The organism is Glutamicibacter sp. NPDC127525 (assembly GCF_042672105.1).
Taxonomy (GTDB): domain Bacteria; phylum Actinomycetota; class Actinomycetes; order Actinomycetales; family Micrococcaceae; genus Glutamicibacter.
On sequence record NZ_JBHXVN010000007.1, the window covers coordinates 131241 to 148715 of the forward strand.

13 protein-coding genes are annotated in these 17475 nt (G+C 63.4%); 8 read left to right on the forward strand and 5 right to left on the reverse strand.

The features are described from left to right. The first annotated feature begins 28 nt into the window (after window positions 1-28). Entirely contained in the window at window positions 29-1093 is a 1065-nt protein-coding gene (locus tag ACFVHU_RS15735) for an enoyl-CoA hydratase/isomerase family protein (RefSeq protein WP_133834880.1), read from the forward strand. Here the strand turns inward: ACFVHU_RS15735 and ACFVHU_RS15740 are convergent. From ACFVHU_RS15740 to ACFVHU_RS15750, 3 genes are read right to left on the reverse strand one after another with little or no spacing between them, the layout of a single operon-like run. After that, window positions 1090-2856, reverse strand: coding sequence for an FMN-binding glutamate synthase family protein (locus ACFVHU_RS15740; RefSeq protein WP_105658864.1), 1767 nt, complete (start codon window positions 2854-2856; stop codon window positions 1090-1092). The two genes, ACFVHU_RS15735 and ACFVHU_RS15740, sit on opposite strands and share 4 nt — an antisense overlap. A 60-nt stretch (window positions 2857-2916) precedes the next feature. After that, window positions 2917-4677 (reverse strand): amino acid ABC transporter ATP-binding/permease protein, encoded by a 1761-nt coding sequence (locus ACFVHU_RS15745; RefSeq protein WP_133834881.1) that lies wholly within the window; start codon window positions 4675-4677, stop codon window positions 2917-2919. Then, complete coding sequence (locus tag ACFVHU_RS15750; protein WP_133834882.1) at window positions 4677-6416, reverse strand: ABC transporter ATP-binding protein/permease; 1740 nt, start codon at window positions 6414-6416, stop codon at window positions 4677-4679. The genes ACFVHU_RS15745 and ACFVHU_RS15750 overlap by 1 nt, the downstream gene beginning before the upstream one ends. Window positions 6417-6534: 118 nt before the next feature. Between ACFVHU_RS15750 and ACFVHU_RS15755 the strand changes: the two genes are divergently transcribed. Both ACFVHU_RS15755 and ACFVHU_RS15760 read left to right on the forward strand, forming a co-directional pair. Continuing rightward, window positions 6535-7521, forward strand: coding sequence for an acyl-CoA thioesterase (locus tag ACFVHU_RS15755; RefSeq protein ID WP_133834883.1), 987 nt, complete (start codon window positions 6535-6537; stop codon window positions 7519-7521). Further along, entirely contained in the window at window positions 7518-8144 is a 627-nt protein-coding gene (locus ACFVHU_RS15760; protein ID WP_133834884.1) for a phosphoribosylanthranilate isomerase, read from the forward strand. The genes ACFVHU_RS15755 and ACFVHU_RS15760 overlap by 4 nt, the downstream gene beginning before the upstream one ends. Window positions 8145-8198: 54 nt before the next feature. On the opposite strand, the gene ACFVHU_RS15765 is transcribed toward ACFVHU_RS15760, so the two are convergent. Continuing rightward, complete coding sequence (locus ACFVHU_RS15765; protein ID WP_105658869.1) at window positions 8199-8750, reverse strand: thioesterase family protein; 552 nt, start codon at window positions 8748-8750, stop codon at window positions 8199-8201. 149 nt (window positions 8751-8899) lie between these two features. On the opposite strand from ACFVHU_RS15765, the gene ACFVHU_RS15770 reads away from it, so the two are divergent. The 5 genes from ACFVHU_RS15770 (at window position 8900) to ACFVHU_RS15790 (ending at window position 13721) form a co-directional block, all read left to right on the forward strand. After that, a complete protein-coding gene (locus ACFVHU_RS15770; protein ID WP_388025259.1) occupies window positions 8900-10270 on the forward strand; it encodes a sensor histidine kinase in 1371 nt (456 codons plus the stop codon). Next, entirely contained in the window at window positions 10267-10932 is a 666-nt protein-coding gene (locus ACFVHU_RS15775; RefSeq protein WP_388025260.1) for a response regulator, read from the forward strand. The genes ACFVHU_RS15770 and ACFVHU_RS15775 overlap by 4 nt, the downstream gene beginning before the upstream one ends. Before the next feature lie 79 nt (window positions 10933-11011). Further along, complete coding sequence (locus ACFVHU_RS15780; protein WP_332728267.1) at window positions 11012-11893, forward strand: ATP-binding cassette domain-containing protein; 882 nt, start codon at window positions 11012-11014, stop codon at window positions 11891-11893. Continuing rightward, window positions 11890-13062, forward strand: coding sequence for an ABC transporter permease (locus ACFVHU_RS15785; protein ID WP_105658873.1), 1173 nt, complete (start codon window positions 11890-11892; stop codon window positions 13060-13062). The genes ACFVHU_RS15780 and ACFVHU_RS15785 overlap by 4 nt, the downstream gene beginning before the upstream one ends. Window positions 13063-13121: 59 nt before the next feature. Beyond that, entirely contained in the window at window positions 13122-13721 is a 600-nt protein-coding gene (locus tag ACFVHU_RS15790) for a hypothetical protein (RefSeq protein ID WP_332727621.1), read from the forward strand. Between the two features lie 73 nt (window positions 13722-13794). Here the strand turns inward: ACFVHU_RS15790 and ACFVHU_RS15795 are convergent, their stop codons facing one another. Beyond that, window positions 13795-17313, reverse strand: coding sequence for a proline dehydrogenase family protein (locus ACFVHU_RS15795; RefSeq protein ID WP_388025263.1), 3519 nt, complete (start codon window positions 17311-17313; stop codon window positions 13795-13797). Window positions 17314-17475: the final 162 nt, after the last annotated feature.

The following is a 17475-nucleotide window of genomic DNA, read 5'->3' on the forward strand; positions in this document are numbered from 1 at the left end:
ATCCGTCCCAAGAAAGAGGAATGTCCCGGTGGAGAACCAGACCCCTGCATCTTCCAGCGATGGCGTAGTCATCTCGGCCGTGCATGGACCAATCGGCCACATCGAGCTGAACCGTGCCAGCAAGCTCAATGCGTTGACCCTGGAAATGCTCATTGAGCTGGGCCGGGTGCTGCGTGCGTGGGCCGTGGACCCGTCGATTTCGCTGGTGCTGCTCACCGGCCGCGGCGAACGCGCCTTCTGTGCCGGAGGAGATATCGCCGATTTCCACGCAGCAGTCACCACCGGACGCCATCAGGATTTCATCGATCTGCTCGCGAGAGAATTCGAACTGGATTACCTGATCTCCACCTATCCCAAGCCCCTGATCAGCTTGGCCCATGGCATCACCATGGGTGGGGGCATCGGCCTGGCCTCGCACGCACCGGTGCGCCTGGTGACCCCGAACGCCACCATGGGAATGCCCGAAGCGAAGATCGGCTACACCCCGGATGTGGGAGGCAGCCACCTGCTGGCCAGCGCGCCGGGCCACTTCGGCGAGTTCTTTGCAATGAGTGCGCAGTCCTTCACCGGTGCCGATGCCGTACTTCTCGGTTTTGCCGATGCCGTTGTCACCGAGGACTTCGCCCAGAACATCCTCGATGAGCTCGATGAGTTCGCGGGGCTGAATGCCGGAGAGATCGCGGCTGCTATCGAGGTCATGCACGGTGCGCCCGAGTCCTTCGCCTTGGAACTGGACCGCGGCTGGATCGATCATGCTTTCAGTGCCGCCACCCCGCAGGAAGTCTTGGCACGCTTGGAGCAGATGGTCCATCCTTCGGCGCAGCGTGCCGCGCAGATGCTGGCAGCGAATTCCCCGACCAGCGTGGCCAGCGCGTTCTACAACGTGCGGGCTGCACGTGAGGAGCAGGACCTGCGTTCGGCCTTGGACCGCGAACTGCGCCTGGCTCGCTACCTGATGCACCGTGCCGATCTTGCCGAGGGCATCCGTGCCCAGGTCATCGACAAAGACCGCAACCCCACGTGGATTCCGGCTTCGCTGGAGGAAGTGGACCACGAGGCGTTGCGGTCTCTGGCTGCTGATTCGGAAGGCTAGCTGTCAGCTCCCGGCTTGCCTTCTGGCCGGGTGACATCTGCATGCACCGGGCGCACCTTGGCTGAATCCCTGGGCTCGATGCGCGGTGCGTTCACTGCATCGGCTGGTTCGCGAACCACCGATGGGGTGATATCCACGCTCTTGGGCGCGGTGTAGGCCAGCGGTGCATGCTCGCCGAAGTGGTCCGCGTCTGCTTCATCCCAGTCTTCCATCCAGGAACCTGGAATATCCTCGAGCAGTTCGCCGGGACGCAACCACTGGAACAGCGAAGCGTAGGAGCGAGTGGACTGCAGGTTCACCCGGCGGCGCAGCATCCGGGTGTTCAGCTGCTCCGGGCTGGTCAGTCCCATCGATGCCATGATCTGCGCGCATTCGGTGACGGTCAAGCGATGGTAGTTGTAGACGCGGTGGCCCTTGTCCTCCACATCCAGGGCACGCATCAGGCGCTTGTTCTGCGTGGCTACGCCTACGGGGCAGTGGTTGGTGTGGCACTGCTGGGCCTGGATGCAGCCGGTGGCCATCATCATGGAACGCGCCGAGAAGGTGAAATCCGCTCCCTGGATCAGCCGCTTGATGATGTCGGAGCCGTTGGCGACCTTGCCTGCCGCGGCGAGGCGGATTTCGTCGCGCAGTCCCGCACCCACCAAGGTGTTGTGCACCAGCATCAAGCCTTCGGTCAGCGGGGCGCCAACATGGTCCTCGTATTCCAGCGGCGCAGCTCCGGTGCCGCCTTCAGCGCCATCAATGGTGATGAAGTCCACCAGGATGCCGGTTTCCAGCATGCCCTTGCACAGGGCCATGACGTCGGTGCGGGAACCAACGCAGAACTTGATGCCCACTGGCTTGCCACCGGAGAGGTCGCGAAGCTTCGCTACGAAGTGCATCAATTCGCGCGGGGTGGAGAATTCTGCGTGGCTGGCCGGTGAAATGCAGTCCACGCCCATCGGGACATCGCGGGCCTCGGAGATTTCCGCGGTGACCTTGGCAGCCGGCAGCACGCCGCCGAGCCCGGGCTTGGCGCCCTGGGAGAGCTTGATGGTGATGCCCTTGACTCTTTCATGGTTCGCCTTGGCAGCGAAGGTTTCGGGGTTGAAGCGGCCCTGCTCGGTACGGCAGCCGAAGTAGCCTGAACCGATTTCCCAGAACAAGTCGGCCCCGTATTCCAGGTGGTACTTGGTCAGCCCGCCCTCACCGGTTTCATGGACGAATTCTCCCATCGCGGCGCCCTTGTTCATCGCCAGCACGGCGTTGGCAGAAAGCGAGCCGAAGCTCATCGAGGAGATATTCATCAGCGAAATCTCATAGGGCTGCGAGCACTGGCTGGACCCCACCCGTACGCGGTGCTGCGATGCTACCGGGGCCACCGGAGCTGCCGAATGCAGCAGGTATTCGTGGCCGACTTCATTGACATTCAGCTCCGTGCCGAAAGCCTTATGGCTATCGGCGCCCTTGGCCCGCGCGTAGATCAGCGAGCGGGTGTCGCGGTTGAAAGGACGGCCATCGGTATTGCGCTCAATGAAATACTGCTGGATCTCGGGGCGGATGAATTCGAAGAGGTAGCGGGCGTGCCCGACAATCGGGAAATTGCGCAGGATCGCATGCTTCTTTTGCAGCAGGTCCCTGATGCCCAGAAGCACCAGCAAACCGGTGAGCACGACGAGGATCCACCACACCCATTCCCCGGAGGTGCCGGCAAGGATTGCGGTCACCACGAAGCCAGTGAATAGGACAGCCAGGAACAGGAGAACCACTATTCGCATCATGATGCGAGCCTAGTACCTCCCCGCTGCCTTGTCAGTTCCATCCATTGAGCGGGGCGTGGATCAGCTTGGCAAAATCCGGTCCGCTTCGCGCACGGCCATGCGGGAGAACAAGGATTGCCCATCGGCCAATAGCGCTGGCGCCGCACCGCGTTCCAGCACCACTCCTTCATGGAGCACCAGCACGTTCTGCGCCCGGGCCAGGATCGATAGCCGGTGGCTGATCATCAGCACCGCCATCCCTTCACCGCGGCGGCGTTCCACTGCTTCCAGGACCAGCTGTTCGCTGCGTGCATCCAGGGCGCTAGTGGATTCATCGAGGATCAATACCGCGGGGTTGCGCAGCAGCGCCCGGGCCAGGGCCACGCGCTGGCGCTGGCCACCGGAAAGCCGGGCAAAGCGATCCCCCAACCGGGTCTGCAATCCGGCCTTCTGCTGGCGCAGCCAGGGGCCCATGCCCAGCTCGTCGAGGACCTGCTCCATCTCGGCGTCGCTGATCCCGTCTGCACCCAGCAAGAGATTCTCACGCAGCGTTCCACGGATCATCACCGCCTCTTGGGAGACCAGGATGATCCGGGTGCGCAGCTGCGCCAAGCTGGCGGCCTCCAGCGGCACATCGCCGAAGCTGGCGGTGCCGGCAGCTTCCACCGAGCGCACCAGGGCTGCTGCGACCGACGATTTGCCGGAGCCGCTTTCGCCCACCAATGCGAGCAGGGAGCCTGGTTCCAGCTCGAAATCCACGCCGCGAACTACCCGATGGCGCTCGAAGGCAACCGACAGATCCGCCACGCGCAAGGTGCCGGAAGCAGGAAGGGGAACCGGGTTGGCGGGTTCGGAAACCGGATGGCTGGTTATCGCCGTGGCGTACAGCCGGCGAGCGCTGGCCAGCGAATCCTGCAGGCCCAGGATGAACCCGTCTACCGCGCGCACCGCTTCATAGGAAGGGACCAGGGCACAGCACAGCACGATCAGCATGCCGAACTGCCCGGCGGTTCCCAGCAGGACAAAGAGCGCGAGCAGGCTGCCCCAGACCACCAGCTGGGTCAGCGTGGCCCGTACCGCGCCCAGGGTTCCGGCCGATCGCGCCGCTTGCCGGCTTTCGTGCAGGCTTTCGCGCATCCGCGCCATGACGGGTTTGCCGGCATTGAATCCGTGAATCACGTCGATGCCGGCAAGCGTGTCGGCCAGCAGCTGGTTCTGGGTGCCGCGAGCACTGGCGGTGGCCCGCGCGGTACGGCGCAGGGCGCCGACCCCAATGGCCGGGATGGCCAGCCCGATCAGCACATAGCCGGCGAGCAGCACGAGGGCCGGTTGCATGCCGAATACCGCCCAGGTTCCCCAGGTTGCCAGGCCGCTGACTGCCACTGCCGCCACGGCCGGGGGCAGGGTGTGGGCGAAGAACACTTCGACCTTGTCGATGTCGCTGGTGGCCTTGGCGAGCATGCCGCCGGAATTCTTGCTGTCCGCGGCGAAGGGCGCTTGGCGTTCAAATGCCTGGTACATGCGGTTGCGCAGCCGCGCCAGGGACAGGAAGGCCACCCGGTGCCCTACATACTGCTCCAGGTAGCGCACCGCGCCCTTGACCAGCCCCAGCAGGATGACCACAGCGATCAGCGGTCCCCAGCCAAGGTCCATAGGCAGCTGCGCACCGCCCAGGTGCAGGGCCTTGGCCAGGCCGAACCCGGCCACGGCGTAGATCCCCAGCGAAGCCAGGCGAGTGGCGCAGGCCAGCACGCAGGCCAGCAGCAGCGGCGGGAGCAGGTCCTTGGTGCTGCCAATCAGCCAGGCGACGGTTTTGATAGTGGAGATTTTCTGCGTGCGCATTAGTTCCCCTCCCCCAGCTGGCTCCGGCCACTGGCATGCAGCGCATCAGCGCGTTGGCGGAATCCGTCCATGGCTTCCTTGAGATAGCCGTCGGCGGCCAGCAGCTCGTCACGGCGTCCGGCCTGGATGAGCTGTCCGTGGTCCATGACCAGAACATAGTCGTAGTCGGCCAGCAACCCCAGCCGGTGGGTGACGGTGATGACCGTGGTGCTGCGGTCCAAGGAGCGCAGGGTCCCCAGCACGTCCGCTTCGGTCTGGACGTCCAAGGCGCTGGTGGGCTCATCGAGCAGCAGCACGGGACGCTGCGCCAGCAGGGCGCGGGCCAGCGACAGGCGCTGGGCCTGGCCGCCAGAAAGCCGTGCCCCGCCCTCGCCCAGGCGTTGGGCCAATCCCCCGGGTTGCGCCTCGAACCACGCTCCCATGCCGACCTGGCGCAGCGCCACGAGCAGTTCGCCGTCGGCAGCCCGGGGCGCACCGAGCAGGAGGTTCTCGCGCAGGCTCATGCCGAAGAGCGTGGCGTGCTGTTCCACTACGGCGGTATTGGCCTTCAAGGTTGCCGGGCCCATGGCTTGGCGGGCATCGCGGATGGTGCCGGAGGACGCTTCGAGCTGGCCCTGGAGCACGCGCAGCAGCGTCGTCTTGCCGCTGCCCGAGGGGCCGATGATGGCAGTACGCGAACCGGCCGGGAAATGCCAGGAAATTTTGTCCAGCGCGTGGTGCCCGCTGTCGTAGCTGGCGCTGACTTCTTCCAGGATCAGATCGCGGTGGCGCAGGTCCACGTGCAGCGGATTGGCCATGGAGCGGTGCATGGGGATGTCGGCGACTTCGGCCAGTTTCTTCTCGGCAGCCTTGCCGGTCATCCCGATGTAGAAGAAGCTGCCGACGTAGTTGACCGGGGCGAGCATCAGGAAGCTCAGGATCACCAGGGACAGGGCAGAACCCGGGGTGATGGCCCCGGAGCTGGCGCGCCACCAGGCCAGCAGGGCGGCACTGGCGAGCAGCAGCACGGCGAAGCTGGAATCGATGACCAGCAAGATCAACTGGTTGCGGGCCAGCAGTTTCATCACTTGCTGGCGTACGCGTTCGGTGGCCTGCTCGATGCGCGATCCCATCCACCGGCTGCCGCCGTTGAGCTTGAGCATGCCCAGCGAGCGCAGTGCGTCCAGGAAGGTCGCCGAGAGGATGCCCTGGGCTCGGCGGTACTCGCCGTTCGAGGAGCCGAAGCGCCGCTGGAAGCCCAGGACGATGACCGGGACCAGCGCGGTGGGAACCAGCAGTACCAGTGCGCTGAGCGGGTCGATGGCAAAGGCGATGAAGCACAGGATCAATACCGGGGTGGCTACCGCGGAGATGGCCGGGCCGATGAAGCTGGAACGGTATTTCACGGACCGTTCCACCGAGTCCATCGCCGCATGCAGCAGCTCCCCATCGCCGGAGGCGCGCACCGCCAGCGGGCCGATGGACAGATAGTGCTTGAGCAGCTTCATGCGGTGGTACTCGGTCAGGTCGAGGCTGTTGCGCGAGATCACGACCGGGATCAAGAAGGTGGCAACCGCCATGATCAGCAGTTCGCCGAAGGCGCTGGCATACCATTGGGTGCCCAGCGGCCGATGGGCCATGAGTTCATCCAGGCCTTGGCCCACGACGATCACCAAGCCGGCGGTTCCGGCCGCGGCACTGAGGCTCAGTGCCACCACGATGGCTGTTGCAGCCGAAAATATTCCAAAGACCCTACGCACCCTCCTATCCTAGGGCAGAGCACACCGGCAGTTCCGCGCCGTGGGGCTTGCCGTCAAGGCTGGGCCGTGAAGCGTCATACATTGCCCGTGATGCGCGTTGTGCGCGAAACTGGAGTGCATGAGCACCCCGGAGCTGAAACAACGTCCGCATTCTGTCACCTTGCGATTCCTCGCGGCACCGACCGACGTCGATGTCACCGGGATTGTTCCTGCGGGCACCGTTCTGGAGTGGGTCGACAAGGCCGCCTACGCTGCGGCGGTGGGATGGTCCTCCAGCTATTGCGTTACCGCCTATGTAGGCAATATCCACTTCGCCGACCCGATCCACTCCGGGGATCTGGTGGAAGTGACCGCTTCGGTGGTGTACACGGGAACCAGCTCCATGCACATCCATACCGAGGTGTCTTTCAGCGATCCGCGCGAATTGCGTCCGGTGAAGTCCAGCAGCTGCCTGGTGATCTTCGTAGCCGTCGGCGAGAATGGCAAGCCGACCCCGGTTCCGGCGTTCACCCCGGGTACGGCCAGGGAAATCGCCATGCGCGAGAATGCGTTGGCGCGCATTGAGATCCGCGAGCAGATCGTCGCGTCCATGAACGAACAGGTATACACCGATGAGGGAACCGCCGAACGCGTGACGCTGCGCTTCCTGGCGGCGCCCACCGATGTGAACTGGGGCGGCAAGGTCCACGGCGGCATCGTGATGAAGTGGATTGATGATGCCGCTGAGCTGTGCGCGGCCCGCTACTGCCAGCAGGAAACCGTTGCAGTGTTCTCCGGCGGCGTGCGTTTCTACCGCCCGCTGCTGATCGGCCACCTGGTGGAGGTCGAGGCGCGCCTGGTCTACACCGGGAACAAGGGAATGCACATTGCGGTGCATGTGCGCTCTGGCGACCCGAAGACCCGGGAAATGCAGCTGACGACCTACTGCCTGACCGTGATGGTGACCCGCGATGAAACCGGCACCGCTGTTCCGGTCAAGCCCTGGGTGCCCGTCACCGGGGAGGACAAGCGGCTGTGGAATCACGCCCGCGACTTGCTGGCCATCCGCGCCAACGCGCCTGGCGGTTACACCCCAATCCATATGGCCAAGGAGAACGCCAAGTGAGTGCAGCAAAGCCCTTCGTCAAAGTGTGCGGCTTGTCCACTGCCCAGGACGTGCAAGCCGCAGCGGCCCATGGCGCTGACGCCATCGGGTTCGTGCTCACGCCCAGTGCCCGGGAAATCTCTGCGCAGCGCGCCGCCGCATTGGTGAAGGCTGTTCCTGCAGGCATTGCCACCGTGGCGGTATTCCGCGGCGAAGAGATCCAGACGGTGCTTCAGCTTGCGGCGGACGCCGGCGTGAGTTGGGTGCAGCTGCACGGGCAGCGCACGGCAAAGGATGTGAGCTCCGCCCATGAGGCCGGGTTCAAGGTCATCCGCGCGGTGCGGCGCGATGACCCGGAGGAGCAGTTTGCCGATTGGGGCGAAGATCTGCTGCTCATTGACGCTTCGGTCCCCGGCAGCGGCGAAAGCTGGGATTATGCGGCAGTGAAGGATCTGGCCGCTGGTCGGCGCTGGCTGGTGGCCGGCGGACTGTCCCCGCAGAATGTTGCTGATGCCCTAGCTGCGTCCAGCGCTTTCGGCGCCGATGTCTCCTCGGGCGTCGAATCATCGCGCGGAGTCAAGGATCCCGAGCTGATCGCCATGTTCATTGATGCGGCCAAGGCTTCGCCGAATCCCGCACGTTGAGTCCCCCGGCACGGCATTCGCGCCGTTCAGCAGGAATTGCGCGAGTGAATTGATTCAGCGGATCCAATTGTGCGGGGCCGGCTTGCGGGTGCTGGGCAGCGCTCCGTCCTGGCGCCACTGGTGCAGCCACTCGGGCAGCACCATGTCTGCTGGCAGTTCCAAGCCGACTGCTGCCAGGATTTCCTCGTTGGAAACCGCACCCTTTTTCGAGGTCATCCGGGTGGCGACATAGGCGCGAGCGTAGATTTCGCCCTTCACGACGATGCGCTGCTCGAAGAAGATGCATTTGTCGTCCATGCCGATCAGCCGGGTTTCCTGGGAGAACTTGGTTCCCAGGCGCACCGACTTGCGGAAGGTGATGGTCTCGGTCTGCACGACCGGAACCCATTTATTCCTGGACATGATGTCCCAGACACCGGAACGGAACATCAAGTCGAAGCGTCCGAGATCGAAGATCGAGAAGTACATGCCGTTGTTGATGTGGCCGGCAAAGTCGATATCGGTCAGCGTGGCACGCATGCCCACTGAGCTGGTGTCGAACATCGACAGCTTGGAAGCCTTCTTGCTGTTCAGGTAAACCATGAGGATTCGGAAAATCATGTGCATACCATCACATTACTGCCTAGTAACCTTTCTGCCTAGCGCATTTCCTCCCGGGTCAACGCCAGGGGTAAGCCTCCAGGCTCATGCCCGGAGAACCGCAGACCGGTAAAGTCGTTTCCAATGCCTGGCCAACGAGATGATCAAGGAACACCATGTACCGACTCCCCGAGCTAGTACACCGGAGGCTCCCGACGCTGCCTCCGGTGGATTGGGAACGTCCGTCTCCGGATAAGAAGAGCTTGCGCCGCGATATTATCGTCGCTTCGGGCTTCCTCCTGCTGGCGCTGGCCATGCACGAACTGCTGCTCTCCCTGACCGAGCAAGAGAACGCGCCCGATCCTCTTCTCGCCTATCTCGTGCTTGTGTCCCTGATCGTGCCGCTGATGTTCCGCCGGCGCTGGCCCATAACCATGATGCTCATCGGTTCGGCTGCGTTCGTGGGCGCCGGAAGCGAAAATACCTACCAAGTCGGCATGGAGCTCTGCGCGCAGCTGGCCTATTTCATCGGCATCTACACCGCGGTCACGTGGTCGAAGAACCGCCGGGGACTGTGGATAGCGATGAGCGTGGTGCTGCTGTTCATGGCTACCTGGGTGATCGTCACCTTCTTCACCTCCGATTTGCTCACGGCCACCGGAACTTCCATGGTCGAGGATCCAGCAGGCGTGCTGCCGACGTCAACGGCCTTCATCTTCTACAACCTGCTGATGAACCTGCTGTACTTCGGCGGCGCGATCTTCCTGGGCATGGTCAGCTGGACCAATGCCTACGCCAGCCAAATAGTGGAAACCCAGGCCCAGCGCATTGCCGACCAGTCCCAGCAGCTGGCAGACCGTGCGGTCAACGAGGAACGGCTGCGCATCGCCCGCGAGCTGCACGATGTCATTGCCCACCACATTGCCTCGGTGGGAATCCAGGCGTCGGCCGCCCGCATGGTGCATGAGCGCGATCCCCAGCAGTCCATCGAACTGATGCGCGGCATCGAGTCCTCGGCACGCAGTGCAGTCAGCGAAACGCGGGCACTGCTGGGCGTATTGCGCGAACATGGCGGACCGGAGGATTCGCCGAACTGCGCTGAGGGGGCACGGAACCCCGAACCATCCATGGCGCAGCTCGATGAGCTGATCGCAGCCAATGAACGCCAGGGACTGAGCATCCAGATCTCCCGCGATGAACACCAGCCCGGCTTCATTTCCACCCTGCCGGCAGGCCTGTCGCTCGCGCTCTACCGCATCAGCGGAGAAGCCTTGGCCAATGTCCGTGCGCATTCCACGGCCCGCACAGCTACCTTGTCGCTGCGTTCGGGAACCGATGCCGATGGCGCATGGATAGAAGTCGAGGTCACCGACAGCGGCCGTCCCCGGCCGGATTCCGCCGGTGGCGGCTACGGCCTGCGTGGCATTCGCGAACGCGCCAAGCTGCATCACGGGCTAGTGGAAATCGGCCCGCGCATTCCGCACGGCTGGCGTACCCGGGCCCGGTTGCGCGTGGTTTCCGACGCGGCAACTAGACTGGCAACATGAGCAAAATTACCGTGGTGATCTGCGATGACCAGTCGCTGATCCTCTCGTCGCTGAAACTGATCTTGCAAACCGATCCGCAGATCCAGGTCATCGGCACGGCAGGCAACGGCCAAGCGGGCCTGGAAATGGTTCGCGAGCTGAACCCCACGGTGGCGCTGATGGATATCCAAATGCCGCAGATGGACGGCATCGAAGCCACGAAGCTCATCGCCAGCACCACCCAGACCAAGGTCATTGTGCTGACCACCTTCAACCGCGACGACTACCTCTTCGAGGCCATGGATGCCGGGGCCAGCGGGTTCCTGCTGAAGAATGCAGAGCCTGAAATGCTGGTGGCCGCCGTGCACCAGGTGGCCGCCGGCCACGGGCTGCTCTCCCCGGAAGTCACGCTCAAGCTCATCCAGCGTGGCACCGGCGCCGCCCCTGCCGCGGATTCGGCAACGGCAACTACCGAGGCCCAGCAGCTGGAAAAACTCACCGAACGCGAACGCCAGGTACTCTGCGAACTGGCCCAGGGCAAGAACAACCAGGAAATCGCCGCAGTGCTCTCCCTGTCGGAAGCCACGGTGAAAACCCACCTGTCGAACCTGTTGGCGAAGCTGCACCTGCGCGACCGGGTGCAGGGCGTGCTATTCGCCCACCGCGCCGGACTCATCCAATAGTTTCATTCTCCAGACGGAGCGCAAATGCTGCTTCGTTTCCTAAGCTGATGAGTAGAAACAATACTTGGCAGAGGAAAACATGCTTGAGCTAAACCATGTGTCACGGTCATTTGCACAGAATTTGGTGCTCGATGACATCAGCTTCACCGTACCTGGCGGCGCGCTCACCGGATTCGTCGGTGCCAACGGTGCCGGCAAAACCACCACCATGCGCATCATCATGGGATTGCTCAGCGCCGATTCCGGTTCTGTTTCGCTCAACGGCCAACCGCTCAATGGAGCCACCCGCCCCAACTTCGGCTACATGCCCGAGGAACGCGGTCTGTATCCCAAGCAGCCGGTCATTGACCAGCTGGTCTACCTCGGACAGCTCCATGGCCTGTCCCGCTCCGGAGCACGCAAACGGGCCATGGAACTGCTGGCCCGTTTCGGATTGGCTGACCGCGCCAAGTCGAAACTCGAATCCCTGTCCCTGGGCAACCAGCAACGCGTTCAAGTCACCGCAGCACTGCTGCACGAACCCGACGTGCTCATCCTCGACGAACCTTTCAGCGGACTTGACCCGATCGCGGTAGATGCAATGAGCTCCATCCTGCGCGACTATGCAGCGCGCGGCGTACCGGTGCTCTTCTCTTCGCATCAGCTGGATCTGCTCGATGTGCTGGTGGACCATCTGGTGATCATCCAGGACGGCAGGATCCTGGCCAATTCATCGGCAGCCGGGCTCCGTGCGACGCAGGCATCCCGGCACCGGTTGTCCCTGGGCTCCGACACGGGCTGGCTGCGCAATGAACCGGGGGTCACCGTTATCGATATTTCAGGCCATGACGCATTGGTGAATTTCGATTCCGAAGCCGATGCCCAACGCGTGCTCGCCACCGCCATGAGCCGCGGGCCCGTCGCAGAGTTCGCAATCCATCGCCCTTCGCTGGCCGACATCTACCGGGAGATCATCAAGTGAACACCACCACGGCTCCATGGCTCATTGTCGCCTTGCGCGAAGTCGAAACCAAGCTGCGCGACAAAGCTTTCATCATCAGCACCATCGTGACCTTGCTATTCATCATCGGATCGGTCGCCCTTACCGGTTTCCTCGCCAATCGCACGTCGAATTTCGCCGTGGCTGCCACCGACGATGCCAGTTTCCGGGTGCTGGAGCAAGTGATCCAGGATCGCCCCGAAGACGTGGAATTGAGCATTTCCAGGCTCGCTCCTGAACAGGCGGAGCAGCAGCTATCCGCTGAGCGGCTGAACGCAACCTTGTCCGGTTCGGCCGATGCGCAGGAATTCACGCTGACCGGTTTCAACGCGGTCGACCAAGAGCTCAGTTCCCTGGTCCGCGAGGCAATGAAAACCGTGAAGACCGATCAGCTGCTGGCCGAGGCCGGACTGGAATCAGCTGGCCTGCCCGATAACGAGGACCTCATTCTCGATCAGCTCCATGGCGATTCCGAACGGGCCGCGATGGCCAGTGCCATGGCGCTGGTCTTCTCATTCCTCTTCTACATGGCCGCATTCCTCTTCGGCATGCCCATCGCCAACTCGGTCATCGAGGAGAAGCAGAACCGCGTGGTCGAGATCCTGGCCAGCACCATCCGGCTGCGCCAGCTGCTGGCAGGAAAAATCATCGGGAATGTCGTTCTCGCAATGATCCAGCTCCTGGCCTTCCTCAGCATTGGCTTGCTGGCTGCCTACATTTCCCCGATCCAGATCCCGTTCCTCGGAGTTGTCACCCAGGTGGCCGGGTGGTTCGTGGTGTTCTTCTTCGGCGGTTTCCTGCTTCTGGCCGGGATCTGGGCAGCGTTGGGCTCCTTGGCTACCCGTACCGAGGATCTGCAGCAATCCAGCGGGCCCGTGGTGGGCCTCCTGATGGCGGTGCTGTTCATCGGGTTGTATGCCAAGGGCAGCTTCCTGGTGGTCGCTTCGTACATTCCCATCGTCTCCTCGGCGGCGATGCCTAGCCGCCTGCTCTCCGGCGAGGTAGCTTTCTGGGAGCCGATTCTTTCGCTGGCCATTCTCCTGGCTGCCTGCTGGCTTGTGCTGCTGTTTGCCGAGAAGATCTACGGCAGGGCAGTGATGCACACCGGTGGCGCGCTGACCTTGCGCAAGGCACTGAAACTCGAGGTCTGAGCCCGCCTGCCAAGAACAGGAAAAGGGATTGCACAGCCAGTTTCATTAGACTTGGCTAAGTGAGCGAAGAAAAACCACTGTTGCATCTGCCGGCCCGCCTGATCATTGTTTGGCTGGTGCTGATCGCCGGCATCACCGGATCCACGCTGCTGTCCACCGCCGACTATGTCACCGGCGGCAGCCTGCTCTCCCTGATCGCGTTATGGGTGATCAGGCTCGTGGCCATCGGCAGCTTCTGGCTGCTCGAAGCACGCAAGGACACCAAGGTCTTCGCGATGCTGCTGGTCCTGCTGTCGCTGGTCCTGGACATCTTGCTGAAGCTGCCGGTACTGGACACCGTGGAATATGGCGATTGGTTCCTGGTCTCCGCGCTGGATCTGCAAGGAATGTACACCGGGTACTTCACCGTCTGGGGCCTGCTCCTGCCGGTGCTTTCGCTGGTTGGCTGGTTCGTCCTGCGTCCCCGCAAGCTCGCTGGCTGGATCGTCGGCCTGCTCTCCGCGGTGGGCCTGGGATTTGCGGCCCTGTCCGTGGCTGGTTCGGCCAGCGGATCCGTACTCGCCTTTACCCTGGTGACCTTGGCGCGCTACATTCTTCCGGCGATCCTCTCCGCCACCGCGGATCTTCTGGTCGCCAAGTACAAGGTACGCAAGAAGTAAAGAGCATCCGGCATAAAGCAGTGGCCAGCATCCAAATAAATGGATGCTGGCCACTGCTTTATGCGCTTGCCTGCTAGATCAGCGAATCACTGAGGTGATTCGGGGTGCCGAAGCGGTGAGCGGTGATGGATACGGCCTGCTCATGCAGGAACGGAAGCATCTCCACCCGTCCGGCAGCGGTCACCGGCGATGCGTAGATGGCCACATCCGGCTTGCCGTTGGCTGCCTCGGCGACAGCCTTCATCGAGCCGCCGATCAGGCGGATGCGGGCAGCGGACTCCGGACCGGTCTTCGCAGCCAGCTTCGCAGCACGGGCGGCGAATGCCGCAGCGTCTTCGCGCACCACGGTGACCGAGTTCTCGGCCAACAGGTTGCGCACGCCCAAGGGCAGCTGCACGTCAGCGGAGAAGATCACGCGGGAACCTGCGGTGACACCGGCGGCAATGACGCGCAGCGCCTCGGCCAGTCCGTGGCCGCTGGTGGCTTCTTCGAAGCGCACGGTCACGTCAACCGCGCGGTAGCGGAAGATGTTGCGCTCGGCGACCAGCCCCGAGCGGTCCTTGGCCTGGTTGAACTCGTTGTTCCACCACAGCTTGTCGCTGGCCAGTGCCGAGCCCAGCCACTGCGCCTGCTCCGAATCCAGTTCTGCGGTGTTCAGCAGGCGCTGGTCGAATGCCGAGAGCGCTGCGCCCTGCGTGGCGGGGGCGTCCACCCAGGAGCCCATGCCGACCAGGTAGTTCGGGCCGCCGGCCTTGGTGCCTGCGCCGATGGCCGACTTCTTCCAGCCGCCAAACGGCTGGCGCTGCACGATGGCACCGGTGATGCCGCGGTTGGCGTAGATGTTGCCCGCCTGGATGTTCTCCAGCCAGTAGCCCATCTCCGCCGAATCCAGCGAATGCAGGCCCGAGGTCAGGCCGTAGTCCACCTCGTTGACGATCTCCACCGCTTCTTCCAGGGTCTTGGCGGTCATCACGCCGAGAATCGGGCCGAAGTATTCGGTCTTGTGGTACTCGCTGCCGCGGGCCACATCGTAGCGCACGCCCGGCGAGTAGAGCTTGCCCGAGTCATCGAGCTGCTTCGGCTCAATGGCCCAACGCTCGCCGGCGCCCAGGGTGGTCAGGCCCCGCTTGAGCTTTTCGCCCGGCTCGCCGATCAATGGACCCATCTGGGATTCGGGGTTCCACGGGTAGCCGACCTTCAGCGACTTCACCGCATCGATCAGCTGGTTGTTGAAACGGCGGGATTCAGCCACCGAGCCCACCAGCACCACCAGCGAGGCTGCCGAGCACTTCTGTCCGGCGTGGCCGAAGGCCGACTGCACGACGTCGCGCGCAGCCAGATCCAGGTCGGCGTTCGGGGTGACGATGATGGCATTCTTGCCGGAGGTCTCAGCCAGCAGCGGCAGGTCCTTGCGGAAGGAGCGGAACAGTTCCGCGGTTTCGTAGCCGCCGGTGAGGATCAGGCGGTCCACGCGCTCATCGGAGACCAGCTGCTGGCCCAGGGAGCGATCGCCCACGAAGACCAGCTGCAGCACGTCCTTGGGCACGCCGGCATCCCACAGGCACTGCACCATGACGGCGCCCACGCGGGCGGCCTGGCTGGCAGGCTTGATGATCACCGAGGAACCGGCGGCCAGCGCCGAGAGGGTGGAACCGGCTGGGATCGCCATCGGGAAGTTCCATGGCGGGGTGACCACGGTCAGCTTCGACGGGACGAACTTCGCGCCATCCACGGCATCCAGTTCGCGGCCCAGTTCCGCGTAGTAGTGCGCGAAGTCGATGGCCTCGGAAATTTCCACATCGCCCTGGTCAATGGTCTTGCCGCATTCGGAGCCCAGGACCTCGAGCAAGGTGGCGCGGCGCTCCTCGAAGAGCAGGCCGGCACGGTGCAGGATCTGCGCGCGCTGGGCCGAGCCCAGCTGCTGCCAGCCGGCGGCGGCATCCACGCCCATGGCGATGGACTCGTCGAGTTCGCCGGCGCTGTTCAGGGTGTTGTTCTTGACCAGTTCCTTGCCCAGCGGCGATTCCTGCATCTTGGCCAGGATCTCGCGTCCCCAGGCACGGTTCTGGTTCAGGTCCGGGTCGGTATCGGGGGTGTTGAAGAATTCGGTGGAGCCGTCGGCGAAACCCGCCACGCGGGTGCTCAGCGACGGATCCTGGACCTGGCGGTTCTGCACGCGATGCGGGGCAGGGACCACATTGGACATGGCTTCCAGGGATGCGAGGAAGCGGTTCTTCTCGCGTTCGAACAAGGCCTCGTTCTTGGCCAGCTCGAAGACTGCGGACATGAAGTTTTCCTGGCTGGCGCCCTCTTCGAGGCGGCGGATCAGGTAGGCGATGGCCACGTCGAATTCCTGCGGGTGCACCACCGGGGTGTAGAGCAGCAGCGAGCCGACGTCCTTTCGCACCGCTTCGGCCTGGCCGGTGGCCATGCCCAGCAGCATTTCGAATTCGATGCCGTCGGTGGCGTTGCGCGACTTGGCCAGCAGCCAAGCCAGCGCGACATCAAAGAGGTTATGCCCGGCGATGCCGATGCGGATGTTCTTCACGTGTTCCGGACGCAGCGCGTATTCCAGCACGGACTTGTAGCTGGTGTCGGAGTCCTGCTTGGTGTGCCAGGTGGCCAGCGGCCAGCCGTGGATGTCAGCTTCCATGGTTTCCATTGGCAAGTTGGCGCCCTTGACCACGCGGACCTTGATCGGTGCGCCGCATTCGGCCACGCGGGCCGCGGAGAATTCCTGGAGCTGGATCATCGCGCCCAGGGCATCTGGCAGGTAGGCCTGCAGCACGATGCCGGCGGGCAGGTCCTTGAATTCGGGCTTGGACAGGATCTTGGTGAAGACCGCGATGGTCAGCTCCAGGTCCTTGTACTCTTCCATGTCCAGGTTGATGAATTTCTTATTCGGGCTGTTGGCAGCCAGCTCATACAGCGGCTGCAGCTTGTCCACGATGTGCTCCACGGCTTCATCGAACGCCCAGTGGTTGTGCGGGGCGACGGTGGAGGAGACCTTGATCGACACGTAGTCCACGTCATCGCGTTCCAGCAGCTTGGTGGTGCCATCCAGGCGGCGGGCCGCTTCGCCTTCGCCGAGGATCGCTTCGCCGAGCAGGTTGACGTTCAGATCCACGCCCTCGCGCTTGATCTTGGAGATCGCGCCGCCCAGCTTGGCATCCGAGGCGTCAATGATCAGGTGGCCGACCATCTCGCGCAAGACCTTGCGGGCGATGGGGACAACTACCTGCGGCACGATTGGGGCCATGGCGCCGCCAACTGCGACGGCCTTGCGCATGTACCAGGGAAGGAAGCCTGGAACCATTGGGGCCAGCGCCTTGAGGTTGGCTGCCGCGACGTTCAGGTCTTCGGGGCGGATCACGCCATCGACGAAGCCTACGGTGAAGTCCAGGCCCTTGGGGTCCTTGAGCACTCCGGCCAGGCGGGCGGCGGCGGCATCTACGGGATATTCGGAAGCTTCGGTGAGCCAGCGGCGCACCAGCTTGATGACGTCGTCAGCGAGTTCGGCCGGCGAGGTGAGCGGGTTGCCGTCGGCATCTAGTGCGGCTGGCACTACGTGCTGGGTGGAGGTGAAAGACACTGGTGGTCCCTTCGATGCAATTCGTACTTGTGGTTCGGCACCGAACGCTGATGTCGTTATGGCTAATCCGGCGGCCTGCTGCTGCCAGTGGGCCGATAAGAAAAGCTGTGTGCAAGATCGAGTATGAACCTATATTGTCTTAAGCAAAAGTGAACAAAACCG

Coding starts and splice junctions, on each gene's coding strand:
- ACFVHU_RS15740 (WP_105658864.1), bottom strand. CDS start 2,856: ATGATGCGAATAGTGGTTCTCCTGTTCCTGGCTGTCCTATTCACTGGC.
- ACFVHU_RS15745 (WP_133834881.1), bottom strand. CDS start 4,677: ATGCGCACGCAGAAAATCTCCACTATCAAAACCGTCGCCTGGCTGATT.
- ACFVHU_RS15755 (WP_133834883.1), top strand. CDS start 6,535: ATGAGCACCCCGGAGCTGAAACAACGTCCGCATTCTGTCACCTTGCGA.
- ACFVHU_RS15765 (WP_105658869.1), bottom strand. CDS start 8,750: ATGCACATGATTTTCCGAATCCTCATGGTTTACCTGAACAGCAAGAAG.
- ACFVHU_RS15770 (WP_388025259.1), top strand. CDS start 8,900: ATGTACCGACTCCCCGAGCTAGTACACCGGAGGCTCCCGACGCTGCCT.
- ACFVHU_RS15775 (WP_388025260.1), top strand. CDS start 10,267: ATGAGCAAAATTACCGTGGTGATCTGCGATGACCAGTCGCTGATCCTC.
- ACFVHU_RS15780 (WP_332728267.1), top strand. CDS start 11,012: ATGCTTGAGCTAAACCATGTGTCACGGTCATTTGCACAGAATTTGGTG.